Annotated in this window: 20 protein-coding genes, 2 tRNA genes and 1 riboswitch; of the genes, 12 read left to right on the top strand and 10 right to left on the bottom strand. The window is 59.2% G+C overall.

What is annotated here, in order from left to right:
• The first annotated feature begins 85 nt into the window (after positions 1-85).
• Complete coding sequence (locus G5533_RS08715) at positions 86-2,269, top strand: ExeM/NucH family extracellular endonuclease (protein WP_421209776.1); 2,184 nt, start codon at positions 86-88, stop codon at positions 2,267-2,269.
• 171 nt (positions 2,270-2,440) lie between these two features.
• On the opposite strand, the gene G5533_RS08710 is transcribed toward G5533_RS08715, so the two are convergent.
• Both G5533_RS08710 and G5533_RS08705 read right to left on the bottom strand, forming a co-directional pair.
• Positions 2,441-2,516, bottom strand: a tRNA-Ala gene (locus G5533_RS08710).
• Between the two features lie 1,259 nt (positions 2,517-3,775).
• Positions 3,776-6,373, bottom strand: coding sequence for a glycosyl hydrolase family 18 protein (locus G5533_RS08705; protein ID WP_421309857.1), 2,598 nt, complete (start codon positions 6,371-6,373; stop codon positions 3,776-3,778).
• Positions 6,374-6,471: 98 nt separating this feature from the next.
• Positions 6,472-6,559: riboswitch (cyclic di-GMP riboswitch) on the bottom strand.
• A 456-nt stretch (positions 6,560-7,015) separates the two neighbouring features.
• Between G5533_RS08705 and G5533_RS08700 the strand changes: the two genes are divergently transcribed.
• From G5533_RS08700 to G5533_RS08680, 5 genes are all read left to right on the top strand, one after another.
• Positions 7,016-7,092 (top strand) — tRNA-Arg (locus tag G5533_RS08700).
• A gap of 208 nt (positions 7,093-7,300) precedes the next feature.
• Positions 7,301-8,185: a DMT family transporter gene (locus tag G5533_RS08695; protein ID WP_421309855.1), complete on the top strand. Its 885-nt coding sequence runs from the start codon at positions 7,301-7,303 to the stop codon at positions 8,183-8,185.
• A 105-nt stretch (positions 8,186-8,290) separates the two neighbouring features.
• Positions 8,291-10,228: a methyl-accepting chemotaxis protein gene (locus tag G5533_RS08690; protein ID WP_441254700.1), complete on the top strand. Its 1,938-nt coding sequence runs from the start codon at positions 8,291-8,293 to the stop codon at positions 10,226-10,228.
• 497 nt (positions 10,229-10,725) lie between these two features.
• Positions 10,726-12,174, top strand: a complete 1,449-nt coding sequence (locus G5533_RS08685) for an OprD family outer membrane porin (protein ID WP_204481162.1) — start codon at positions 10,726-10,728, stop codon at positions 12,172-12,174.
• 141 nt (positions 12,175-12,315) lie between these two features.
• Complete coding sequence (locus G5533_RS08680) at positions 12,316-13,143, top strand: SDR family oxidoreductase (RefSeq protein ID WP_236321246.1); 828 nt, start codon at positions 12,316-12,318, stop codon at positions 13,141-13,143.
• 91 nt (positions 13,144-13,234) lie between these two features.
• Here G5533_RS08680 and G5533_RS08675 read toward each other — a convergent pair whose 3' ends face one another.
• Positions 13,235-13,567, bottom strand: a complete 333-nt coding sequence (locus G5533_RS08675; RefSeq protein WP_441254699.1) for a DUF1904 family protein — start codon at positions 13,565-13,567, stop codon at positions 13,235-13,237.
• Between the two features lie 88 nt (positions 13,568-13,655).
• Between G5533_RS08675 and G5533_RS08670 the strand changes: the two genes are divergently transcribed.
• The 4 genes from G5533_RS08670 to G5533_RS08655 all read left to right on the top strand — a co-directional run bounded on the left by G5533_RS08670 (position 13,656) and on the right by G5533_RS08655 (position 17,245).
• Positions 13,656-14,558 carry a TraB/GumN family protein gene (locus G5533_RS08670; RefSeq protein ID WP_421244647.1) on the top strand — a complete coding sequence of 301 codons (903 nt, stop codon included), beginning with the start codon at positions 13,656-13,658 and terminating at the stop codon, positions 14,556-14,558.
• Between the two features lie 121 nt (positions 14,559-14,679).
• Positions 14,680-14,859, top strand: a complete 180-nt coding sequence (locus G5533_RS08665; RefSeq protein ID WP_005338733.1) for a DUF3149 domain-containing protein — start codon at positions 14,680-14,682, stop codon at positions 14,857-14,859.
• Positions 14,860-15,046: 187 nt separating this feature from the next.
• Positions 15,047-15,628 (top strand): DNA endonuclease SmrA, encoded by a 582-nt coding sequence (gene smrA, locus G5533_RS08660; protein ID WP_441254698.1) that lies wholly within the window; start codon positions 15,047-15,049, stop codon positions 15,626-15,628.
• 138 nt (positions 15,629-15,766) lie between these two features.
• The gene (locus tag G5533_RS08655; RefSeq protein ID WP_441254697.1) at positions 15,767-17,245 is read left to right on the top strand and encodes a carboxypeptidase M32; all 1,479 of its coding nucleotides are present in this window, start codon (positions 15,767-15,769) and stop codon (positions 17,243-17,245) included.
• A gap of 132 nt (positions 17,246-17,377) precedes the next feature.
• Here the strand turns inward: G5533_RS08655 and G5533_RS08650 are convergent, their stop codons facing one another.
• The 6 genes from G5533_RS08650 to G5533_RS08625 form a co-directional block, all read right to left on the bottom strand.
• Complete coding sequence (locus G5533_RS08650; protein ID WP_159143128.1) at positions 17,378-17,779, bottom strand: VOC family protein; 402 nt, start codon at positions 17,777-17,779, stop codon at positions 17,378-17,380.
• A 94-nt stretch (positions 17,780-17,873) separates the two neighbouring features.
• Positions 17,874-19,505 carry a DUF7305 domain-containing protein gene (locus G5533_RS08645; protein WP_441254696.1) on the bottom strand — a complete coding sequence of 544 codons (1,632 nt, stop codon included), beginning with the start codon at positions 19,503-19,505 and terminating at the stop codon, positions 17,874-17,876.
• Positions 19,502-20,050, bottom strand: a complete 549-nt coding sequence (locus tag G5533_RS08640) for a PilW family protein (protein ID WP_216979366.1) — start codon at positions 20,048-20,050, stop codon at positions 19,502-19,504. Before G5533_RS08640 ends, G5533_RS08645 begins: the two co-directional genes overlap by 4 nt.
• Complete coding sequence (locus G5533_RS08635) at positions 20,044-20,436, bottom strand: type IV pilus modification PilV family protein (RefSeq protein WP_159143122.1); 393 nt, start codon at positions 20,434-20,436, stop codon at positions 20,044-20,046. The genes G5533_RS08640 and G5533_RS08635 overlap by 7 nt, the downstream gene beginning before the upstream one ends.
• Positions 20,433-20,852 carry a GspH/FimT family pseudopilin gene (locus G5533_RS08630; RefSeq protein WP_421244650.1) on the bottom strand — a complete coding sequence of 140 codons (420 nt, stop codon included), beginning with the start codon at positions 20,850-20,852 and terminating at the stop codon, positions 20,433-20,435. Before G5533_RS08630 ends, G5533_RS08635 begins: the two co-directional genes overlap by 4 nt.
• 1 nt (position 20,853) lies before the next feature.
• A complete protein-coding gene (locus tag G5533_RS08625; protein ID WP_005343572.1) occupies positions 20,854-21,243 on the bottom strand; it encodes a type IV pilin protein in 390 nt (129 codons plus the stop codon).
• 408 nt (positions 21,244-21,651) lie between these two features.
• Between G5533_RS08625 and G5533_RS08620 the strand changes: the two genes are divergently transcribed.
• Both G5533_RS08620 and G5533_RS08615 read left to right on the top strand, forming a co-directional pair.
• Positions 21,652-23,196, top strand: coding sequence for an AlkA N-terminal domain-containing protein (locus G5533_RS08620; RefSeq protein ID WP_421255694.1), 1,545 nt, complete (start codon positions 21,652-21,654; stop codon positions 23,194-23,196).
• The gene (locus tag G5533_RS08615; RefSeq protein ID WP_236271704.1) at positions 23,193-23,666 is read left to right on the top strand and encodes a methylated-DNA--[protein]-cysteine S-methyltransferase; all 474 of its coding nucleotides are present in this window, start codon (positions 23,193-23,195) and stop codon (positions 23,664-23,666) included. Before G5533_RS08620 ends, G5533_RS08615 begins: the two co-directional genes overlap by 4 nt.
• A 66-nt stretch (positions 23,667-23,732) precedes the next feature.
• On the opposite strand, the gene G5533_RS08610 is transcribed toward G5533_RS08615, so the two are convergent.
• Positions 23,733-25,592, bottom strand: a complete 1,860-nt coding sequence (locus tag G5533_RS08610; RefSeq protein ID WP_421209886.1) for a peptidase U32 family protein — start codon at positions 25,590-25,592, stop codon at positions 23,733-23,735.
• Positions 25,593-25,633: the final 41 nt, after the last annotated feature.

The following is a 25,633-nucleotide window of genomic DNA, read 5'->3' as shown; positions in this document are numbered from 1 at the left end:
GACATGCCAGAAATGTGACAATGCGCGCCCTTGGTCAACGAGCCAAGGCTATGGAATCACTGGCAAAAATAAAAAAGGAACACCTATGAAAGGTACTCGTACCCTGCTGTCGCTGGCCGTGGGGCTGGCACTTGCATCCTCAGGTGCCCATGCGGCATTTGTCTGCCCGTCCGATCCGGCTCAACTCACCCCCATCCCGACCATTCAGGGCACAGGCTCCGCCAGCGCGCTGGCCACCCAGACCGTGACCGACAAGAACGGCAATGTGACCGGTAAAATCAGCACGGGCACCTTCAACGTTCGCGGTATCGTGACAACGCTGGGCCAAAGTCTGACCAAGGGTTTCTATCTGACCGACCCGGTGGGTGATGGCAATCCGGCCACCTCTGATGGCATCTTTGTCTATCTGAACGACAAGGAGTTTGCGACCAACTATGCCGACATCAAACCGGGGGCAGAACTCTGCCTTGAAGCCAAGGTCGAGGAGTATTACGGCGGCACCCAGCTCAAACCCACCTTCGAATCCAGCAAAGCCCGCCTGCAGGTCACAGCGCAAGGACTGGCGGTGCCGACCAGCGTACTGCAGGTCAATGAAGGGGAGACGCTGGCTCAAGCGCTCAATCGCCACGAAGGGATGCGGGTACGTCTCGACAGCAGCAGTGACCTGCACCTGACCCGCAACTATGGCTTCGACTACAAGGTCTATCGCAACAACGTAGAGTTGGCCCACAAAACCCCGCTGATCAAACCGACCCAACTTCATGTTGCCAACAGTGCGGACGCTGTCGCACTGGCCACCCAAAATGGCAGCAACCGTCTGGTGGTTGAGTCTGATTACAAAGCACCGGATGGCGTACTGCCCTGGTTCCCGAGCTGGGATGCCGATCAGGGATATCTGCGCATCGGTGATCAACTGACCGGGCTGGAGGGGGTCATCGTATACAACAAGGATGCCTTCCGTCTGGTAGTACCGAGCGATATCACCCTGACTGCCGGTGCTCTGCTGCGTAGCCCTGAAGAGGATCGTCAAGACGCGCCAGCTCGCCTCGCTGGCAGCGATCTGCGGATCGGCAGCTTCAACGTACTCAACTACTTCACCAGTCACTCCAGCATTGGCGGCGCACTCAATATCCTGTGCAAGGATCAGGCGGATGCCGACAACGCCAAAGGTTGCAACCGGGGTGCCAAGAGCCAGCCCGAGTTCGAGAAGCAGCGCACCAAGATCGTCAATGCCATTACCGCAATGGATGTCGATCTGCTCGGCCTGATGGAGATGGAGAACAACGGCTTCGAGGATAACTCGGCCCTCAACAATCTGGTGACCCGCCTCAACGAACAGCAGAAGGATGCGAGCAAACACTACGCCTATGTGCGTCTGCCGGTCACTACCCTTACCGATGGCAAGTTCTTCGGCGGAGACGCCATCATGGTGGCGATGATCTACCGTCCTGCCCTGCTCACCCCCAGCGGAGATGCCAGCGTCATCAAGCTGCCGGAGCAGCGCTACACCACAGGTGGTGTGGCCAAGACAGCCGGTCAGCGCGATTCTCTGGTTCAGACCTTCACCCTCGCCAAGAGCAAGGAGCCGCTGACGCTGGTGGTCAACCACCTCAAATCCAAGGGGTCAGGCTGCTACGAAAATGGCGATGGCAAGACAGAACCGGCCGACCTGCAGGGCAAGTGCACCGAGTTCCGGGTCTCTGCCGCCAAGGTGCTGGGTGAGGCGGTCAGCAAACTGCCGGGCCAGGTGCTGCTGGTGGGCGACTTCAACTCCTACGCCAAGGAAGATCCGATCCGGGTGCTGACCGACTACAACCCGGCCACCAGCGAGCGGAAGATCGTATCGGCCTCCCACACCTTTATCGGTGAGCAGCCCTATGAACAGCTCGGTCGCGAAGTGACTCGCAGCTACGGCCTGATCGATCTCAACGTCAAATTCAACAAGGAGAAAGCCATCTCCTACAGCTACGACGGGGAGCTGGGCACCCTGGACTACGCCCTCGCCAACCCGGCGCTGGCCAGCAAGGTGGCAGGTGTCGCCGACTGGCACATCAACTCCTTCGAGAGCTCCCTGTTCGAATACGGCAGCCAGTACACCGGCACATTGCTCAAGTCTGACAACCCCTTCAGTGCCTCCGACCATGATCCCATCATCGTCGACCTGAGACTGGAGAGCGATGCCACCAAACCGGACACCTCCTCAGGCGGTGGTGCGCTGGGACTCGGCCTGCTAGCCCTGTTGCCACTGGCCTGGCGACGTCGCCGTTAACCACAGGCGCATTTGAATAGTGCAAGCAAAGCCCGCGACTCTCGCGGGCTTTTTCATTCAGGTCATTGGATTTACAAATGAAAGGCGCGGACGTATGGAGAAAATAAATGATGGAGAAAACAAAAAGGCCACCGCGATGCGGTGGCCTTATTGCTTCTTGTAACAAGAATTTGGTGGAGCTACGCGGGATCGAACCGCGGACCTCTTGCATGCCATGCAAGCGCTCTCCCAGCTGAGCTATAACCCCAACTCACCTCGGTGCTGACGAAGTTATCTCCGGCAACGGAGGCGCATGATAGGCATCACCCGCTTTGCTGTCAACCCTAAAATAACCGCGACTGATTCGTTTAGTCAAAATTGCAGCAGTTCGCTGTTTTTACCAGCAAGGCACGTGCTATCTCTCTGTTTTATGTCACAAATTGGCTCATGCACCTATAAAGGAGAGGCCGTGCAGCGAGCCTCTTTCCCCTTGCAACGCCCCCCGCTCTCAGACCTCTCTATGGTGGCTGGTAATCAGCTTCTCCCCCGTCACCTCGGGAAAGCCTTTCCATAAAGGGCATTGCATTTGAAAACCCTTTCCATGATTTTTGTAAATTTACAACATAGAAAGTTGATCTGGCTCACAAATGACCATAGGATCAAACCGTGACCTAGGTCACATACCATAACCATAAATGACAGAGCGATGAGGTAAACCATGTTTGAGAATCTGGCAGTCCTGTTCCACCTGCGCGGTGCAACCACCAAGAACGGCGTTGTAGAGAAAGATGCCTATGCCCCCTCCACCCGTGAATACTACTTCCGCTACGGCAAATAATTGCTGAAAGCCTTTCACGGAAAATGTAATAAAACAACAACACACATCATCACACAGCCCTTTCGAGGCGCTGTCCTGTCCGGGCCAGATGTTCCACGGCCAAACCTGAACTCCACCAAACAAGAATGGGGCCCGCAGGCCCCATCTTTTATTGCATCGGCTCATTGCAGGATCTCGGCCTGATCCAGGTATGACACCATGAAATCCCCTTGCCGGGAGCGCTGGCTTGGATAACACCAGCATCCGGGAAGCTGGCTATGATGCTTGCCATCCTTGTTCAACAGCCAAATGCCGTCGATTAGGTACTGCATGAAGGGACAGCATGACGACGGACAGAGATTTAAAAAGAGCAAGCGAAGTTGAGCAAGCCCTCATCCTGGCGATACCGACCCGCTGGCCTGTCTCGCCAACAGCGGGATGCTCGCCTCTTGGGCAACCTGAAAATATTCGGCCGCAGACTTTCCAGCAGTGTAATTACAACAGCGGAAAGGTTACCACGAATCAGGTTCACACCTTATCAGAGAGCAGTGCAGCCATCACTTGGGGAGAGCCTTCATGCCGGCACCACAAGTCGGCCTGACCGGATACAAGACAGAGCAGAAAAAGAGGGATTGGCAGAGCAACCAATGTTCAGCGCCGCGGGTTGCAAAAGCGGGGCATGACCAGCATGCCCCGCCACAACTCAAGCCTTATTTACAGCTGGCGGCCCCCACATCCTGCCAGACGTCGTGTTTGCCGGGCTCGTTGCCCTTGGTCCAGTATTGCGCTTTCCATTGACGGCCATTATGGGTGGTGATCTCGCCACCGTTGTAAGCTACATTGGCATCCCAACCCAGTTGCACCTTGCTCACCAGCAACCACTGATCCGCGGTACGGCTCGGTTCGTTGCCCTGAGTCCAGTACTTGGCCTGCCACACCAGCTGGTTGTGGCTCACCTTGTCACCGCCGTTGTAGACCTTGCTCGCCTGCCAGGCAGGCCAGTTGGCGGCATCCGGATCAGTGGCCGAGCAACCGCCACCACCGCTGACCGGCTTGACCGTCAGACGGGTGGCGGCACTGGCATCCAGCGCGCCGTCGGAGACGGTGAGGCTCAGGTCATAGGCGGTATCGCTGGTAACGTTCGGACCGGTGACCACCAGGGTGGCACTGTTCTGACCGCTGGCGGTGAGGCCGGCCGGTACCGTCCACTGATAGGTGAGCGGATCACCGTTCGGGTCAGATGCGGTCGCCTTGAGGGTCACCTGCTTGCCGGATTCCACGGAAGCGGTAGCCGGCAGGCTAACCAGTGGCGGCAGGTTGGGCTGCGGCGCCTTGTTGGTGACCACCACCTGATCGCGGGCGGTGAGGTTGTGGTCGTCGGTCACTGCCAGCTCGAACACCAGATTGATGTCGGCGGTCACCGCATCGAGTACAACCCGGGCCTTGGCCTGAGTGGCATCCAGCAAGGTGGCCTGCGGGCCGGAGACCTGCTTCCAGCTATAGGTGAGGGCGCCATTTTCCGGGTCGTGGGACGCGGAGCCGTTCAGCGTCACCTCGGTCGGGCCGGTGACACTCAGATCGCTGCCCGCGTTGGCCACCGGCGGCTTGTTGGCTGGCGGAGTGGTTCCCTCGCCGTGACCCAGACCCTCGTGCATGGCATTGAGGATGTCGCCGTTGTCGGCATCAATCTCCCAGGAGAAGAGGCCACCCAGCTTGTTGGCCAGCACATACTGCCCCTTGGCCTTGACCGAGCGGTCGTTGTCATAGGTGATGAGATCGCCGGTCGAAGCCTTGAACAGATAGGGAGCCTCGGCCACCTCGTCGTAGCTCTTCTCCCAGCCACTGCCCATACGGTTGTTGACGATGTCGCGGTAATCGACCACGCCATCCTCCCAGGTGCCTTTCACCTTGCCGGTCGCCTTGCCGGTGAAGGGGTTGTTGCCCTGATAGCCGCTCACGCCAGTCCAGCCACGGCCATACATGGCGGCACCAACCACCAGCTTGCCGGGGTCAACCCCCTGCGCCAGCATCAGGTTGACCGCCTTGTCGGTGGTGTACTTGGTGTTGGGATCCCAGCTCGCCGCGTAGAGGTTGGTCTGGTGACCCAGCTCGGTATTGCTCCATGCGCCGTTGTAGTCGTAGGTCATCATAAAGATGTGGCTCATGTACTGCTGGGCCGCGCGGTAATCGACATCTTCAATCTTGTCGTAACCGGCGCCGACAGCGGAGGTGAGCTCATACTTGCGACCAGTCTGCGACTCCAGCTCATCGAGCATGGCGCGCAGCTCCTTCATCAGGGTCACATAGGTTGCGCCATCGCTCGGGCTGCCCAGTTTCGGGTTGGCGCCCTGTCCACCCGGATATTCCCAGTCGATATCAACGCCATCGAAGAATTTCCAGGTCTGCAGGAACTCTTTGACTGAGGCGACGAAGGTATCGCGCTTGCTCTTGTCGCCGAGGAAGTAGAAGGGGTCGGAGAGGGTCCAGCCGCCGACGGAGGGGAGGATCTTGAGGTCAGGGTAAGCCTGTTTGAGCGCCATCAGGGCACCGAAGTTACCCTTGTAAGGCTCGTCATAGGCAGTCAGGCCACTTTGCGGCATCTGAACGGCGGCCCAAGGATCGTGGATCGCAACCTTGAAGTCGGCACGACCGGCACACGCACGTTGCAACGCCTGGAAGCTCCCTTCGATCTCCTTGAGGCTATCGTTGAGGCCATCCCCGCCACAGATGGGGGTGAAACCATAGAGGATATGGGTCAGGTTCTGGGCCGGGATCTTGTCCACTGTGAACTTGCGACCATAGACGCCCCACTCCACGTAGTAGGTACCGACCACCTTGCCGGACTTGTTGGCGTAGGGCTTGTTGTTCTCCTGCAACGCGGCCTTTAGCGGCGCCAGGTGGCTGCCATCGGTATCGGCGACCACGATCTCCTTGGCATCAGAGAGAGTACAGCCATCGGCATTGCAGAGGGCCACCTGCATCTGGTAGCGCCCACCTTTGTTCACCTTGAATTTGGCCGTGCCTGCAGCAGCAGAGGGGCCAGACCACACCTCCTTGCCATCAAGCAGCACCCCAGCAGTCTGGCCGACGTCACCGCTCCAGAGGTTCCAGCTCACCTCCACATCGGCGGCATCCTTGACCTTGACCAGATTGTTGTAGGAGGTTGCCGCCTGATCCACTTCAACAATGGCGAACTTGATGGGACCCCAGCCGATGGTGGGCTTGCCCGGCGCAGCCGCATAAACGGCAGATGAGGCAAGCAGGGAGCCGACCATCATGGCCAGCAATGCGGGTTTTGGACTTAGCATATTGTTTTCCTTTACGTTATGGACAAACGAAAGGGCAACACAACACGACAGGCAACACAAACACGACTACCCCTTGGCAAAGGCAGCCAGCATAACACTGTGGTGGCCCCGCTATCCCAGCTCAACAACGCCTTTAGACCGGAGGCTTTGCGTCCCGACTTTTCAATCGGTTTGCCCTTGTCACAACTTTATTTTCGGCGATAACTAATCGCGAATTAACTCTATGGCAATTTATATAACTAAGCAAACAAGACCATTCCAAACCCGCTACTGGCCGTACCTGACGCTGAGCCATAGCTTCATGATTCATCTTTAAAATACAAGGGAGCATTGGCCATGATTAATAGCTACCAAACTGATTAAGCTAAATATTTCACTAAAACAAAATAAAACGACAAAAGCTCAATACCTGTGGCACAACACAACAAGAGGTAGCCATACCTCACGGCAACAAGTGAATTAAAAGTCAATTTATTGCATACCAGTATCTTCCTCCCCCCACCCCTTCTTATTCAGACACCACAAACTTGTTTATCTGCCCCCCAGAGCACAAACGTACAATCCGGCCAGAATGTAAGCAACTGGATAAACAGACATACGCAGTTGTTTATTTTTATTGGCATTTTTATATAATGCCCGCACGTCCCAGTGGCACAGCTGGATAGCGCGCGCCCCTCCTAAGGGCGAGGTCGCAGGTTCGAATCCTGCCTGGGACGCCACCCATCATCCCCTTTTCGCATTCACTCATCTCTTTGGCGATTAGTTCGACGTCCAGCAGCACTCAGCTTGCACCATCAAAATCCTCACCAAGTCACAAGCAATTGTATTCACGCAGCATTCGGCATCTATCCTCTCTCTGATAGACTGCTTCTTTTTGGCTGAGCCCTGCGGCAAAGCCAGCAGCTTCATCTTGCAAAGGAGTGTTGGATGTCCGGATGTTCCTGGTGGGATAGATCCACCGGTTTTGCCTTGCTGACCATTGTGCTGTGGGCCTCGCTGGCGGCGCTGACGTCACGGGTTACCAGCGTGTCACCGCTGGTACTGGTCGGGCTGGTGCTGTTTTTCTGCGGGGTCGGGGCCTTGCCGTTCTGGCGCCAGTGGCATGCTCGTCCGATTACCTGGCTGGTGACGGTTGCGGCATTGCTACTCTACCATCTGCTGCTCTTTATGAGCTTTCACCATGCCCCGGTGCTGGAAGCAAACCTCATCAACTACCTCTGGCCGCTCTGCATCATTCTGTTCACCCCACTGTTGTTGCCCGGCCATCCACTCCATGCCCGTCACCTGCTGGCTGGCGCCTTTGGTCTGGCGGGTTCCATGCTGGTGATGGTCAACGGCGAGCTGCAACTGCAGCAGGCCTATCTGCCGGGATACCTGCTGGCACTGGGCGCGGCAGTCGTCTGGGGAGCCTACTCGGTATTATCACGCCGTCTGCCGCCAGCCCCCGCCGTGGTCACTGCGGCAGCCTGTCTGCCCGCAGGTTTGTTGGCGCTGCTGCTTGCCCGTCTGCTCGAAGGGCCTCTGCCGCTCGCGCAGCTCCCCACCAGTGACTGGTGGCTGATCATCGGGCTGGCGCTGGGCCCGATGGGGGCGGCCTTCGTTACCTGGTATCTGGCACTGCGAGACGGCGATCCACGCCGGATCGGAGCCCTTGCCTACCTGACCCCTCTGCTGAGTACTTTGCTGTTAGTAACATTGAACGGAGAGGAGCTAACCTCGCGCCATCTGCTGGCCGGTGCACTTATCATGGGGGGCGCCCTGCTCGGTATGTTGGGCCAACGCAACAGCGCGCAGGTATCCCCAGCCAGTTAAATCGGCAAAATGGGGCCACCTGACCCGCGCTGTCATAAAAACGCCACCATCCCTGTTTAGGCTCGGCCATGCTCCCCCATGGTCTGTGCTGACAGGAATTACCCAGTGAAAATCGCCCATTACGCCACCCTCTCCTCCCTGGTTCTGTTACTGGTCGCGGGAGGACAGGCGCTGGCCCTCTACCACGGCTGGCAACAGCTTGCCCGCACCAATCAGGCCCAGCATCAGCACGAGACGCTGCAACAACTGGTGACGGTGACCCTGCAAAACAGCCTGCGTGACTACCTCAACAGCGGCGATCCACAGCAACTGACCGCTGCGGAGAAAGTCCGCCAGCAAGCGCTCTCCTCGCTGGCCGCTCAGGATGATGCCGTGGCGGCACCGCTCAGACAGCAACTCGAACAGATGGCGCAGCGCATCGCGCACGACTATCAGGCCGCAGGCAAGCTCTCGGGCAACAGCCAGCTGCTGCTGCAAAATGCGGAGAGTGAGCTGGGCAGCCAGGCTATGGCGCTGATCCGCTATGGGGAGCAAGGTGCCAGCACGGAACAATCTGCCGCAGCACAGCAATATCGCCGCGGTGCAACCGAGATCCTGGCGGGCCTGCCGCGCCTCGCCCATTTGCGCCAAAGCTATATGGAACAGGGCAATGAGAAGCTGCTCGAAGGGATCCGCTTCGAGCTGGAGGCACTGCAAAAACAGGCCCAAGCGCTGCAAGCCTTGCCGCTGCTCGGCCTGTATGAAGATGCGCCCGCCGATGAGTTCACCCTGGGGGAGCCGGTACGCAAGGAGCTGGGAGATCAACCGCGCAGCGAATTACGCTCGCTGCTGGGCCGCTATCCGCAGGAGCTGGCCAACAGCCGCACGGCGCTACAACAGCAACAGGCTGGCCGCCAGACCGTGCAGCAAGACATCATGGCCATGTTGCAAGCGACCAGACAGATGGGGGAACAACTTGCCCGCGAGCGGCAAGCCGTCAATCAGGAGCTGGCCACCATCCTCGGCACGCTGGCGCTCTGTCTGGTGGTAGTCGCCCTGCTGTTTGCACTGGTGCAACGACGCTGGCTGCTCGCTCCCTTGTTGCGACTGCGCGGAGCCTTTCTGCAGCTCGATCAGACTGGGCAGGCCGAGCCGTTATCTGCCGGGCGTGATCGCAACGAGCTGGCCGATATCGTTGCCAGCTACAATCGGCTGATCGGTCGCCTGCAGCAGGATCAACAACAGAAAGAGGGGCAGCTGTCTGCGGTATCCCTCAGTCTGAAAGGAATGGTCAGCCAGGTTGACGAGATCCACCACAGCACCCGCACCACCGAGCTGGTAGTCGACGAGAGCGGTCAGATGATGGATGAGCTGAACCAGCTGGCCGGAGAGGTCCATCAGGTCGCCGCCGACATCGCCCGGCATGCCCACCATAACGAACAGGCGATGAGCCAGAGCGAAGATCTGGTGGGCAGCATGCTGCACGCTACTCGTCAGACCGGGCTGGCAATTGACGAGAGCGATGAGGCGCTGGAAGCCCTCACCCGCTCGGTTGCCGATGTGACGGACATTGTCGATGTCATCAGTCATATCGCCCAGCAGACCAACTTGCTGGCCCTCAACGCCGCCATCGAAGCGGCCCGTGCAGGGGAACAGGGGCGCGGCTTTGCGGTGGTCGCCGATGAAGTTCGCCACCTCTCGGCCAATACCCAGCAATCCCTCAACCAGATCACCGAGATTCTGCGGCGTCTGACCCAATCTGGTGAACAGCTTGGCACCGTGCTGAACCGGATCACCAGCGAGTCAAGCCGCCAACGGGCACAAGCCGAGCAGTTGCGCCAGACCACCCAGGCGGTGCGGGAGATCGCCCGCAACACCGCAGTGATCGCCCTGCAGGGCGCCGACAATGCCAAAAGTCAGGAGCACAAGCTGGCCAGTTTTGCCGATTTGATCGCCCGTATTCGTCAGCAGGCCTGTCAGGTAAGCCAACTCTCGGTGCAGGTCTCGTCCCATATCCACCATCAGGCGCAACAGATCCCCCGCATCCTCGGCCAGCAAGGCTGACCCTATTCGCCCCACATCCCCACCAATTCACTTTCCCTCGACCAGAGGGAAAGTTTTTTTGTAGCACAAAATTATATGTTGCCTGCAGGTTAACAGCTTCCCTTCCCCCGTATCTGATGAAAACCCGCACCGGCGCTGGCCACACCTCCAAGAAAACGCTCTCATTACCGTGATACCGGCCATGAGGCTGTTTACGACCTTGCCCATGATTATTTGCACTCGGTCATACTTTTGAAACGTTGAGGGAACTTTTCATTGATATTTCGCACCGCGAACGTACTCTTGGAGTTGTCCGATAGCCAAGAATCGGAACAAAAAAAACAACATGTGATGATCAGGACTGCCAACTACAGATGTGCCAAGACATCCGGGTTTGCAGATAACCAAGAGAAGATTTTTTGCCCTTCGGGGTTTTGATTGCAATGCCAATACCGAGCGGTAGGCCCGATGCCAGCTGCCGGAAAAAAGCTAAGTCCATAAAATCAGGAGCAATAAAAATGGAAAAAGTGATCTTCAAGCGCGCCGCTTTGAGTGCCGCTGTGGTAGCCGCTCTGGTCGCCCCCGGCATGGCGTTGGCAGCCCAGGATATGATGAGCCCGGAATATGGCCAGTCCTATGAAACCTTCGTAAAAGACTCCAAACTGACCGGTGGCCTGTTCTACTTCCAGCGTGATCGTCAGCGCATCGATGGTGACCCGACTGCCGCCAAGAAAGAAGGCAAGTACCAGTCCAACCTGAGCCATTCCACCGTCCAGGCAGCTCTCAACTTCAACTCCGGTTATGCCTGGGACACTGTTGGTCTGGATCTGGGCGGCTTCGGTGCCTATGACCTGGCCGTTACCGAAAACCATCCGGTCAACCAGGAGAACGAATTCTCCTTCGCAGGCAACTCCTGGGGCAACAACTACAAAGATGGCTCTCCCGAGGGTGGCTTCAGCCTCTCCAACGCAGCTCTGAAGCTGAAATTCCTGGACGGCGGTGTGACTGCCAAGGGTGGTTACACCCAGCTGTATGTCCCTGGCCAAATCGGTGTTAACTGGTCCTATCAGCCGGGTACCTATCGTGGTGGTCAAGTCGAAGGCAACTTTGGCGGTCTCTACCTGACCTACGCCATCGCTGACGAGTACAAGGCCCCTTGGTACAAAGAGACTCAGGTCTTCTCTCGCGCCAAAGCGTGGATGGATCCGTTCGCTGATGAAAACGTCATCGACTATATCCACGGTATCGCGGCTCGTTACACCTTTGAAAATGGCACTGCCGTGACCGGTTCTTTCGGTCAGTCCGAAGGCTACATGGACAGCTACCACTTCAAACTGGCTCACAAGTTTGACGTACTGGGCGGCCTCGCCACCAGCTACCAGTTCTACGGTTCCGAGACCGAGACCTACACCAAGGGCGGCTCCCAGATTGAAACTTACGACGGCCTGGCATGGCAACAAGCACTGACTGCTGCCTGGAACTACGCCCAATACGGCTTCCGTCTGGAAGGTCTGTGGACCAAGGCTGAAGGTGCGGAAGGCAACTACCTGCCCCGTCTGACCCGTGGCTACGCCAACTCCCAGGGCGCCAACGAAATTTGGTGGGATTCCCGCTCTGACTGGAACGCCAACAACGAAAAAGCACTGTTCTTCGGCGTGACCCGTTCTCTGGATGATCTGGTTGGTGCGCCGGGCTGGGCTGTCGGTGTATCCGGCGCCTACGGTTGGGATATCGAAAATGGCCAAGGCAAGAAAGCAGCCAACGGCGAGGATACCGAGTGGGCCGTCAACTTCGATGTCAGCTATACCGTGCAGGATGGCAAGCTGAAAGGCACCCTGTTCAAACTGCACTACACCGACTACAACAACGACATCAGCCAGGGCGGCGGTTGGACCGATTACCCCAACATCTTCGCCTCCGAGCACGACGTCAAGTTCCACATCATCATGCCGCTTACCTTCATGTAATCAGGCAATACGATGTCAGCAAACCGGGCCACTTGGCCCGGTTTTCTTTTTGCCGGTTGACAGGCTAACATGCGAGCCGGATAGGGATTTTATCCACTCACCAGCCCTCACGCTTTTGTCAGCAGTCACAAGGACGCCATCATGCCCCGTTTTGTTTTGATCACCGGTTGTTCCAGCGGTATTGGCCTCGCCGCCGCACAGGCGCTCGGGCAGCACGGTTTTACCGTGATCGCTTCGGCGCGCAAGGCGGAAGATGTGGCCCGTCTGCAGCAACAGGGATTGCTGGCAGTACAGCTGGATCTGGCGGACCCAGCTTCCATAGAACTGGGGGCCAGTGCGGCGCTCCATCTGGCGGGCGGGTGCCTCTATGGCCTGTTCAACAACGGCGCTTATGGCCAACCCGGGGCGCTGGAAGATCTGCCCACCGAAGCGCTCAGAGAGCAGTTCAATACCAACCTGTTTGGCTGGCACCATCTGATCCGTCAGGTGCTACCGCCGATGCTGGAAGCCAAGGAGGGTCGGATAGTGCAGAACAGCTCGGTACTGGGGCTGGTTGCCATGAAGTATCGCGGCGCCTATAACGCCAGCAAATTTGCACTGGAAGGTTATAGCGACACTCTGCGCCTCGAACTGGCGGGTAGTGGGGTACATATCAGTCTGATTGAGCCAGGCCCAATCGATACCCGTTTTCGTGCCAATGCCCGCAGCGCCTTCTTGCGGCACATCGATCCGGCCCAGAGCCGTCATCAGTCGGCCTACCGCCAGACCCTGACGCGGCTGGAAAAAGAGGGGGCCACCAGCGGCTTTACCCTCCCGAGCGAAGCCTGCATCCCGCCGCTGCTCCATGCGCTGACCCACGCCCATCCCAAGGCGCGCTATCCGGTGACCACTCCAACCCGGCTGTTTGCCTTCCTGCGACGGGTATTGCCCACTCGCTGGCTCGATAAACTGCTGGCAAAATCGGCCTGATCCCGTGATTGGCGACAAGCATCCTGCCGCCCGGATTGAGTTAGCTGTATAGCGGCGTAATCCAATCTGCCAACCTGGTTTGTCCCTCTGTTCAATAGTGCTCACCGTTGCTGTAGTAGGCGCTCTTGACCAAGGGAATCACCTGCACCACCACATAAGTCTGCTCCCCCAACACCTGCTTCAAATGGCGCATGATAAGGCGCGCGGCGGCGTCCTGCATCTCTTGTGGCCGCTCGAACCAGTGCAGCTCGACAAACGGAAAACCCGCCTCTGGCTCGCCGTTGCGTATCCAGCAGCTATCAATCCGCTCCATGGTGACAAACTCCGGCTTGCCGCCGGTCAGCTCGCAAAGCTCGGCCAGCAGCGGGCCGCTCACCTGTTGCAGGGTATCGAGCGTCACGGCGCGAAAACGAAGATGGGGCATGGCAAACCTCTTGGTTATCTGAAATGAGGACTTATCATAGGAGTTATTGTCAGCAAGAGAAGTCACCCGGCGCATATTAAGGATCCCCATGAGATTTCATCGCACCCTCTTTGCCTTCCTGCTCTGCCTGCTGCTACCGCTGCACGCCTTTGCCGATCCCGCCTTCTATCGGGTGAGCAAGGGCAACCAGCAACACTGGCTGCTGGGCTCCATCCATGCGGGCAAGCCTTCACTCTATCCTCTGCCCGAGCCGGTGGAGCGTGCCTGGCTGCAGAGTCGCGCTCTGGTGATGGAGGTGGACATGAACAGCATCACACCGGATCAGTGGCAACAGACCGGCTCCCTCACCCGACTGGTGGATGGCAAACCGCTCAAGGATCATCTGCCTGCCGAGCTCTATCAACGGACCCTGATGGCGGGTGCCCGCTATGGCATCAACGAAGCTACCCTCGCCACTCTGCGCCCCTGGTTTGCCGCCATTACCCTGACCCAGGCCGCCATGGCCCGCTCCGACTTCAAGAGTGAGCTCGGGATAGACCAGCACTTTGCCACCCGGGCTGCCAAAGAGGGCAAACCGGTAGTGGGTTTTGAAACCCTGCTGGAGCAGCTCGGTTATCTGGCCAGCGTGGGTGACAACCAGACCCTGATGCTTGCCAGTACCCTGGATGAGCTGCCAATGCTGGAGACAGGTTTCGCCGCCGTGATGAAGGCGTGGCAGCAAGGGGATGAGGCGACGCTTATCAATCTGCTCAAGGAGGAGATGGCCCCCCCCGCGCTACAGAGCTGGATGGAGCAGACCCTGCTGGCCGAGCGCAACCACAACTGGCTGAAGAAATGGTCCACCCTGCCCAACGAGAGCTTTATCGTGGTAGGCGCCCTGCACCTTTACGGCGAACAGGGTTTGCTGGCGCTGCTGGAGCAGCAGGGGTGGCACATTACTCCACTCACCACCCCTAGCCCGGCACAGGCTCAAGAACAAAGAGTCCAGTGAGAACGATCACAGAACGAACTGGTTATTAAACAACCTGAAAGGGAGTTGATCGGGATCATCCCGGACGGGGCAAAGAGGTATTTATCATGCCTGTCATCAACCGGGTGACAGGAGCAATAAAATGGACTTTTGGCTGGACCTGATGTTTGGCAACAGCGTGGGATTGATGTCGATGCTGGTGATAATCGGCACCTTCTTGCTCATCAGCTCTTACGCGGCCTACTTCATCTACAAGGTGATGCACTCGCAACCGCCTCATTCACAGCAACCCCATTCTCAACAACCCAAAGAGGGAAAATAATCCTCTGACCACAGGCGGCAGCTCACACTGACCGCCTGTGCTGTTTTATGGTTCGCGACTGTGATTCCCGGGCCAGACTGCACCAGTGTCCATGCTGGGGGCCCCTTATCCCCTCCCCCTTTCCCCGTTTTCTGTGCCGGTTACGGCCGTTATAATGGCCCCCACTTTTTCTTATGGGGAGCCTGCCGTGTCTCATAACGACGAACTCTCGCTATTCATGAATGAAGTGGCCGACGTGCGGCCCATTCGCAGCGACAACATCCATCCCCATGCGGCTAAATCCGCCCCAACCGAGGCGCAGCTCGCTCGCCGTCAGGCTGCCACCGCCGAGCAACTCACCCTCGACCACCTCACCATGGAGGCCATCGAGATGCGCGATCCGCACGAAATCGTCGGCTTCAAGCGCGATGGGGTGCAGGAGGGGGTCTACAAGAAGCTGCGGCTCGGCAAATACGAGTTGCAGGCCAGCCTGGACTTGCACCAGAAAACCCTCAATGAAGCGCGCCAGACGCTGGTACAGTTCATTGCGGATTGTGAAGTCCGGGATATCCGCTGCCTGCTGATCCTGCACGGCAAGGGGGAGCGCAGCACCCCACGCGCCCTGCTGAAAAGCTATGTGAGCGCCTGGTTGCCGCAACTGCCCGCCGTCATGGCGATCCACAGCGCAGAGCGTCGCCACGGCGGCAGCGGCGCTCTATACGTGCTGCTGCGTAAAAGCGAACTCAAAAAAGCGGAAAACCGCGAACGGCACCAGAAGCGGCTCGGCTAATCCGCGTTTAGCTCCCACGTCTTTTGCCCGCCCGCATGAAGGTGGTCAACTATACAGCGGCGGTGTTAGCATCGAACGGCCCCGATCATGCCAGGTACGGGGCGGCATACCATCAGGGACGATAACAAGGACAATCCCATGTCATATCGAAAGCTTGAACAACATCAGCAGCAGATCCACCGCTTTAGCCACCTCGCCGCCATCTGCGGCTGGGATCAGGCGGCCATGATGCCGGAAGGGGGCAACGATGCCCGCGCCGAAGCAATGGCCGAACTCGGTCTGCTGATCCACCAGAAGCGCACCGCTCCCGAGCTGGGCGACTGGATTGCCAAGGCCGAGAGTGAGCCGCTCGATGAAGTGCAACGTGCCAACCTCGGCGAGATCAAGCGCCAGTGGCAAGATGCCAGCCTGCTGCCCGGTGAGCTGGTCGAAGCGCTGTCGCTCGCTGGCAGCAAGTGCGAGCACGCCTGGCGCAGCCAGCGCAAGAACAACGACTGGGCCGGTTTTGCCCCCAATCTCGAGGAGGTGGTGAAACTCTCCCGTGAAGTGGCGCAGCTGCGGGCCGATGCCCTTGGCGTGCGCCCCTACGACGCCATGCTGGCGCTCTATGAGCCGGGCATGACCAGCGCACGGCTCGATCAGATCTTCGGCGATCTCGCCAGCTGGCTGCCGGCTCTTATCCAGACCGTGAGTAAACAGCAGAAGGGCGATGCCCTGCTGCTGCCGCAAGGCCCCTTCCCCATCCCGACCCAGCAAGCGCTCGGTCAGGAGGTGATGGGACTGCTCGGCTTTGATTTCGCCCACGGCCGGCTCGATGTGAGCAGTCACCCCTTCTGTGGCGGCGTGCCGACCGACGTGCGGATCACTACCCGCTATAACGAGCAGGAGTTTGTCTCCAGCCTGATGGGCATAGTGCACGAAACCGGTCACGCCCGTTACGAGCAGGGACTGCCCCGTCATCTGCTGGGTCAGCCGGTGGCCGAAGCGCGCTCCATGGCGATCCACGAGAGCCAGAGCCTGTTTTGCGAGATGCAGCTGGGCCATCATCCGGCCTTCCTCGCGCTGCTGGCACCACGCATTCGTCACCACTTCGGCGAGCAGGCGGCATTTGCACCGGACAATCTGGCCAAGCTCTACAGCCGGGTCGAGCCGGGCTTTATCCGGGTCGATGCGGACGAGGTGACCTATCCGGCCCACGTTATCCTGCGCTACGAGCTGGAGCGCGATCTGGTGGAAGGGAAGATCGAGGTGGCCGACATCCCCGAGCTGTGGGACGCCAAGATGCAGCAGTGGCTGGGACTCTCCACCAAGGGCAACTACCGCAATGGCTGCATGCAAGATATTCACTGGACCGACGGCTCGTTCGGCTACTTCCCGAGCTACACCCTGGGCGCCATGTATGCCGCCCAGCTGCGTTTTGCCCTCGAAAAAGAGCTGGGCAGCATGGGGGAAGTGATCGCAGCGGGCCGCTTGCCGGAGATCTTCGGCTGGCTCGGGCGCAACATCTGGTCACAGGGGAGCCTGCACAGCACCGACGAGCTGGTGCGCCGCGCCACCGGTGAAGCGCTCAACCCGCACTGGCTTCGCCAGCATCTGGAACAGCGCTACCTGAAGTAATGAGCGCAGTAAGCTAACAGCAGAACGGGGCCCTTTTTAGTTGACCACTACAGGGCCCCGTTTTTATGGCGGTTCATTTTTATGGCGGTGCATGGCACAGCACGCCACCACCATGCTGTAAAAAGAGAGAATTCAGAGAGGATCAGGGGAACCCAGCAACTCGCGCAGTTGCAGGATATTGCCCTCAGGATCGAAGGCGTTGCGCACCACAAAGCCGGGCCCTGTCCACTGCTGTGGCAGCAGGCCGCCACCGAGATCCGCCGCCTTCGCTTCTGCCCAGGCGAGGCTGGAGACGGTGAAGAACAGTTTGATAGCCCCCTCTTCCCGCAATTCCGGCGGCCGCTTGATAACAACTTGCCCGGTATAAGGCTCGGGAATGGCGTGGATCAGCAGCTGGATATCGCTGTTTTCCAGCACCACCAACTGCTCATCCTGACTGCAGACCACCATCTGCAGCAATGTACGGTAAAAGTGGGTCAGCAGGCCCGGATCCTTGGCATAGATCAGGGCACCGGCACGAGCTGGGCCTGGCATGGAGCACTCCTCAACAGTGAACGACTGGGTGGACAGATCTCCACCTTCTCACAGTTGCGCGCCCCATTCGATCCTTTTTAGCGGCTCGCCAGCCTCACTGCACAAAGTGCCACTGCCGCAGTGCCAACGTCGGAGGCGGCCCCTGATCGTCCCCCAGATCTGCCATGCCCAGCGCCTCGTCATAGTGCACACCGCCCGCACCGCTCTCGGTCAGGTGCTTGGCACGCACCGCCCCGTACAGACCGCCACTTCCGCTGATCTTCATCTCGGTGAGCGGGGCATAGAGAGCGGCATAGAGCGGCGTATTGCCCGACAGCTTGACCCCATCCTTGCCGCTATACGCGGAATAGATGGAGATAGCGGGCGTACCGCCAGCGGTCAGCCCCTGTTTGGCTGCCGTCACCTCGGCACCGGCCCCAAGATCGACCTTGCCGCTGACGATCAGGGTCAGGCTGCTCCCCTCGCTCACCGTCAACTTGTTGCTGCCTGTCATGGTGAAATCCTTGTCGATCAGCAGCACCACATCCCCCTTGATGGTGAGCTTGGCATCGGCCCCCATATTGAGGCTGTCGAGCTTGTAAATAGTCTGTTCCTTGCCAAACAGCTCCCCTTTGCCGGGGAACGGTAGCCCGGGCTTGTGCTGGTTGCTGCTGGTTACCGAGCCGGTGGAGGGATCCGTGGTCAGCACCATCTGCTGGGTGGCCCCGAGCGTCAGCGGGCCATTGATGGGCAATGTTGCAGGGGGGAACGATTTGGGCAACGCTGCCACATTGAGCGGGTCACACACCTGCCCGGCCACAGGCGGTAGCTTGGGATGAGCGCGATATTGGGGATCCAGATACTTCTGATGCTTGGCATCAAGGAATGCCCCGTTCCCACCATAGTTCAACTTGTCGCCAGCAATGCTGGTGCCATGACCCATAGAAACATCACCATTGATCGCAACAGCTCCGGCAATATGCCCCCCTTGCAAGGCAAAATTTCCACTCCCGTTTACGCTGCCCTCCACCCTGACGACTCCATCAGAGGGAGAAATGGTGATGTCGCCGCCAGCAAGTACATTACCCGCAACAGGTGAAGATCCGTTCAAGGTCACCGAGCCGGTCGCCCGCACATCACCCCAGATGGGGGAGTGCCCGGCGAGCACTACATTGGCCTTGTCGCTGACGGTCGCCACCTTGGCGTTCTGCCCCTGATTAAGGGTCCCGGAAACAGACTCCTTGTACGCTCCCTTGCGCGAGTCATAACTATCGATAAAACCGCTACCGGAGAGGCTTAGCCCTTCGCATGCCACTACCGAATCCTGAAAGATGAGATTGCCGGGCTCGCGCTTGAGGGCAAACAGCGCGTTGAGACTGGCATTGCCCTCCAGATAACGGCCATGGCTCTGCAACGCCAGTTTGCTGCCTGTAGAAGCATCCAGCAGATCGATGCGAAAGCGGCTGCCCGCCATGGCCCCTTCCCCCTTGCCTGGCACCTTCTGCACCAGTTGATCCCACTCTATCCGTGGTTCGGAGCCGAGCGCCTGATGCAGGGCGCGATAACTGTCGTTCATCCCCTGCTCGGCACTGAGCTGTGCATTGATCTTCTTGTGAAAATTGCCGCTCAGGCGGGTTTGCAGCTGGTTCTCCTGAATGCTGGTAAACACCAGCAGGCTCGACAGCAGGCTCACCACCAGCACCACCAGCAATACGGCTCCTCGCTGCCCCTGCAATCCCTTGTTCATCCTGCTCCCCCTGCACCGGATGTGGCCAGTGCTGCCGCCCAGACCGCCTTGCGGCGTGCCACCTGCACCTCTACCCCAGGCGCCAGATAGCTCGGCAGCCCTTCGGGCAAGATGCGGATATTGACCAGCGCCCCCTGCTGGCCGAATTCAAGATCCTGAAGATGGGCCAGCAACAGGCGCGGGCCATCCCCGTCATCGCAACTGAGTACCGGCGGCGTGAAGCGGTACTGCTCGGTAAAATCGGCGGTTTTCTGGTTGCCAAGGCAGGAGAGCACCGGACTGCCCCCCTCTACCTTGAAAGCCAGCGTCAGGCGATCAGGGGTGACCGCTATCAGCTGATCCGCCTGCTTGACGCTGTTGGTAAAGGTGAGAGTGGCAAAGCGCAGCACTTCGTTCGCCTGCTCCAGCGCCTTGCTCTGCTCAACCGTGCTCTTGATAGGCACGTAACCGGCAAAAATAGCCAGCATCAGCATCAGACCGAGCACCATGGAGATCATCAGCTCGACGAGACTGACACCTCGCTGTCGGAAGGGAACGTTCAGCATAGTGGCGGAAATCCTGCGTTCAGCTCAACCCGCCTGGCACCGGAGATCCGCGCATCACGCCACTCGATGGCGACCACAAAGTGGTCGCTGTAGCGACTAGGCAGCACCAGCTGGTGGCCCTCGTGCAGGGTGAAGCGGGCAAGAAAATCGCCCTGGGTGAACCGCTCCGGCTTGCGCTGTACTTCACACAGCGAACCCCAGATCTGCTCCACACTGTTGCTCGCCTCAATCGTGGCCAACGTACTCTGCAGGCTATAGTGCGCCTGCTGCAACGAGACCACCTGCCCCTTGGCGAGACCGAGAAATACCATCACCGCCAACACCATGGAGACCATGATCTCCACCAGATTGAAACCCTGCTGGCGAGCAGGCGCGGTGTGTCTCATGAGCAGCTCCCGTGCAGCAGCTGGCCGCTCGGCGCCACACAGAGCACGCGCTGATCTCCGAGGCGATTGGCCAGAGTGATCTCGGCGTGGCTACTGCTGCCGGTTGGCGCGATCCGGATCGGCTCAAACGGTTTGATCACCACGCCGCCAGCAGGTGCTGCCGCCTGACGCAGCAACTTGCTGTCAGCCATCACCTCCCAGCCACCGTTCTCGGTGCCCTGCAGTACCACCGGCAGGGTCAGCTTGACCGCTTCGCTGCGGGCAAAGCGGTAGGCGGAAGCGAGTTCGGTCGCACTGCGAGAGAGCCGCTCGGCCGCAAGCCGCTGACTCATGGAGGGCACTGCAACCAGCAGCAAGATGGCGGCAATGCCGACCGTGATCATCAACTCAATCAGGGTAAATCCGCGCTCGTTCATCTTATGATCCCCAGCAGTCATGACGATTGGCCGCGCGATAACCGGTCTGATCGAGCGTCAGAGTGCCGCACTCATCCTGTTGTCGCGTCGTTGGAATGGCTTTGAGCAGATAGTCGCCAGCATCTTGCTGGCTGTAGCTGAACTGGTAAAAATCCGTGTTGGAAGGGGTGGCAAACGTGTCGGGATAACGGCCCTGTTGGGTATAGATACGTTCGAGGGCGAGCGCCTGCTCCAGCAATTGCTGCTGTGCTTCGTAACGACGTCCCTGTTGCAGATAACCCTGATACGCTGGCAACGCGATGGCCGCGAGAATGCTGACAACCGTCATGGCAATCAACAACTCGATCAGACTAAACCCCCGGCAATGGGGCCATGCCTTACAGTCGTTCACTTATCATCCTTGGCAAGTGTTGTTATTGGTCGGCCTTGGGCCGCAGATGTGATGACTTAATAATCACAAAAAATTAACTGACTCAATTGAACAACACAAAATCACCACATTCAATGTAAAAAAGATAATTATGTGATCTGTTATTAATTTATAAGCAGTTTTCGCCGCCACTAATCTCGCTAAGCAAATAAAGCTAGGCCAATCGAGCCTCCGACCCCATCCGTTATGAGCTCTTCTGCCGAGCCTTGCCAAATGGACAACAACGGAGCGAAGAGTGAAACCCAACCGTGCAACGAAAGAGTAAAAAAACTTCGGCCAATTTTTGCTATCCCTGTCCGTTTCTGGCTAGTCATGGCCCCCGAGCCCCCTTACTCTCTTGCCATCTATTCCAGCAACGCCGCCAACACCATGAATGCAAAGCCAAGCCCTGAGTCGTCACCGGATGAGGTGATCAACACCCTCAGCCGCGAACAGTGTCACGCCGCACGGCTCGCCCGCGATGCTCGCTTCGATGGCCGCTTCTTTACCGGCGTGCTCTCGACCGGCATCTACTGCCGGCCTGTCTGCCCAGCACGGCCACCGCACGAGCACAATGTGCGCTACTTCCAAAGCGCCGCGGCCGCCGAGCAGTATGGGCTGCGACCCTGCCTGCGCTGCCGCCCTGAGCTGGCCCCCGCAGCCCGTGGCGATCTGCCGGTTGAACTGGCACGTCTGCTGGCACGCATCGATCGCGGAGAGCTGGCGGAGGGCACGCTCGCCAAACTGGCCACTGAGGCAGGGATCAGCGAACGCACCCTGCGCCGCCAGTTCGAGCAACATCTCGGCGCCTCACCAAAACAGGTGGAGCAGACGCGCCGCCTGCTGCTCGCGAAACGGCTGCTGACTGAAACTGGGCTGCCCATTACCGACATCGCGTTTGCCGCCGGCTTTGCCAGCATCCGCCGCTTCAATGATGCTTGGCTCAACGCCTACGGACTGGCCCCGCGCTCCCTGCGCCAGCAGGAGCAGCACGCTGACGCGCCAGAGCACATGAACGATCAGCCGCGCGGCGCAACGCTGACGCTGCAGTTGCCCTACCGTCCCCCGTATGATGTGGCGGCCATGCTGGCGTTCTACCGGCTGCGTGCGATCCCCGGGCTGGAGCGGGTAGATGGCGAGGTGTATGAGAGGCGCTACCAGGTCGGTGATCAGGTCGCGCTGGTGCGCATCGCGCAGGGCAAGAGGCACAGCCTGCAACTCACCGTTCATGATCTGCCGCTCGCGGCGCTGCCCGATCTGCTCTATCGGGTGCGCAGGATGTGGGATCTCGATGCCGATATGCATCGGATCGGCGATCTGCTCGCTCAGGATCCTCTGCTCTCCCGCTTGCTGGCGCGCTGGCCCGGCGTACGGCTGCCGGGTGGCTGGGACGAGTATGAGGTGATGCTGCGCGCCATCGTAGGCCAGCAGGTCTCGGTCAAGGGGGCCATCACCATACTCGGGCGGCTGGTGGCGCGCACCGAGGCGCAATACGGGGTGGCGCAACTACCGACCCCCGCCCAGTTGTGCGAACTCGATCTCGACGGTATCGGCATGCCCGGCAGCCGCATTCGTACCCTGCGCGGCGTGGCACAGGCGCTGGCCAGCGGCGAGCTGACCCTCACGACAGCCAGTGACGAGCAGTTGCTGGCGCTGCCGGGCATAGGCCCGTGGACGGTCTCTTACTGGCGGCTGCGCTGCGGGCTGGATACCGATGCCTTCCCCGCTTCCGATCTGGTGCTGCAAAAGGCACTCGGCGGCGGCACCAAGCTGCCGGTAAAAGAGGGGTTGGCGCAAAGCGCAGCATGGCAGCCGTGGCGCAGCTATGCGGCCAGCTGGCTGTGGCATGCCATGAGTGAAGCGCCCGATTTGCTACTCCGTGCCACTGGCAACGAAAACCAGCCAGATAACCCACAACAGGAGATAACCCCATGATCCGCTACGATATCCTGCCGACCCGCTGCGGCGATCTGCTGGTTGCCATCAATGAATCTGGTCTGGTGCACGTAGACTTTGTGGCGGGCCTGCGGGCACTGCCCGATATGAGTGGCTGGCAGCAAGATCACAGAGCACTGGCTCCCTTCCTCGCCGAATTTGACGCCTATTTTGCCGGTCGCTTGCAGCGCTTCTCCCTGCCCCTTGCCGCCCGCGGCACCGCATTTCAGCAAGCGGTATGGCAAGCATTGTGCGACATCCCCTATGGCGAGACCCGCAGCTACAGCGATATCGCTCGCACCATCGGCAAACCCGATGCGGTGCGGGCAGTGGGCGCGGCGAATGGCCGCAATCCGCTCTCGATCATCGTCCCCTGCCATCGGGTGATCGGCCAAAACGGCAGCCTGACCGGCTATGCGGGGGGATTGGAGATTAAAAAAACGCTGCTGGCGCTGGAGAGGGACAATTAAAGGAGGGTAGGCAGAGAACCTGCGATAAAAGTTGCCCCTTTCCGGATGGAGAAAGGGGCTCATTGATCAGCGTTTCAGGCTGCCCATCACATGCATTTCGCAGCGGTTGCAGTCAAAGCGCAGGCGGAAGGTATCTTTACCCATCTTGAGCTCCAGCGGCTCGGCCTTGAGACCGGGCACCTCGTTCGGACAGAGGTTCTGGCTATAGCGGATGCAATGCTTGGTGATCATCAGCACCACTTCCCGCTCCTCCTTGTTCGCCTCATAGGCGGGAGCGATGCGCTCCACCCCGTGCTCGCGGAAGAACTGTTCGGCCGCGCTGTTCAGCACGTTGCCAAGGTAGGAGAGGCGGTGCTGGGGATAGTTGATATCCCGCAGGGCGATGCGTCGCTCGGGGCGCTGGTAGCTGGCCACCCGTGCCGCCTCCAGCGCGGCGATGCCGTCCCGGCGCAAACCGTTGAGCTGTGATGCGGCGATAAAGAGCGGGTGAGTGAATGCCAACTCAATCTTGCGCGCCACAAACAGGGTATTGCCGAGTTTACCAAGTTGATCCCGCGCCTGCTGCAGCGCCCGCTCCGGGTTGTCGGCAGGCTGTTTGTCGCAAGGCAGGGTCACCGTGGCACTAATGCCCTGCTCGTCGGTGAGCGTGAGGATCACGCCCTCATCGCACTCAGCCAGCACCATATCGACCCGGATGCGGCGATCCGCGCTCGCCTTCTCCAGCATCTTGCTGAACGCCTGATCGTGGTTGCGGTAGATTTCGGTCCCCACCTTCAGCCCCGGCATGCGTTCTGACAGGAGTAACTGCTTACCTTCGACTTTGTTGAGGCGCATCCCCACCAGCTCGTTGTTCGGCTTGAAGAAGCCCAGACCGTCACCGTTGTTGAGGGTGACCTGTTTGCCGTCAATCTCGATACCGTCACGGGTCACCTTGGTGACACGCCCGAGCGGTTCACCCACATATTTCGGGCTCTTGGTGGAGTCGATCCCCTGCTGGCGGCCATGGAGGAAGTAGTCTGTGCTGCCGCGGTTGAAACTTTTCTTGGGGTCAGGCGTGAAGCTGTAGCTGCAACGACCCGCCGAGGCGGCGACCAGATCGGAGCGGCTATCCAGAATGGCGTCCAGCTTCTGGCGATACCAGGCGGTAACGTTCTTGACGTAGTCGAGCCCCTTGAGGCGCCCTTCAATCTTGAAGGAGCGGATCCCCGCCTCGATCAAGGCCTCCAGGTTATCGGTCTGATCCATATCCTTGAGGGACAACAGGTGGCTGTCTGCCACCAGCACTTCGCCATCCGGCTTTTGCAGCGAGCAGGGCAGACGGCAGAGCTGGGCACACTCACCACGGTTGGCACTGCGGCCGGTACGGGCATGGCTGATGTTGCACTGGCCACTGTAGGAAACGCAGAGAGCGCCGTGGATAAAAAACTCCAGCTGCACATTGGTCGCCGCACTGATCTCGCGGATCTGCGCAAGAGACAGTTCGCGCGCCAGCACCACCTGAGAGAAACCCACATCCTGCAGAAACTTCACCTTCTCCGGCGTGCGGTTGTCGGTCTGGGTACTGGCATGGAGCGCGATGGGAGGCAAATCCAGCGCCAGCAGCCCCATGTCCTGGACGATGAGCGCATCTGCTCCAGCTTCATAGATTTGGTGGGTCAGCCGCCGCGCCAGCTCCAGCTCGTGATCGTGCAGCAGGGTGTTGAAGGCGACAAAGACTTGGGCGCCGAAGCGATGGGCGTGGCGCGCCAGCGCTTCGATATCTTCGATGGTGTTGCCCGCCGCGCTGCGGGCGCCAAAGGCAGGGCCGCCCATGTAGACGGCATCGGCACCATGGTTGATGGCTTCGATGCCGTAGGCGAGGTTCTTGGCCGGAGCCAGAAGCTCCAACCGGTTGTTGTGGCTTAACGGGTGCTTGTTCTGGTGCATGGTCTCGGGATCAGGGCGGACAGCAAATGGGCGCTACTCTA

Source organism: Aeromonas sp. A600620 (assembly GCF_029479985.1).
GTDB classification, from domain to species: Bacteria; Pseudomonadota; Gammaproteobacteria; order Enterobacterales; family Aeromonadaceae; genus Aeromonas; species Aeromonas veronii_A.
This window is presented reverse-complemented; position numbering and strand designations above follow the sequence as displayed.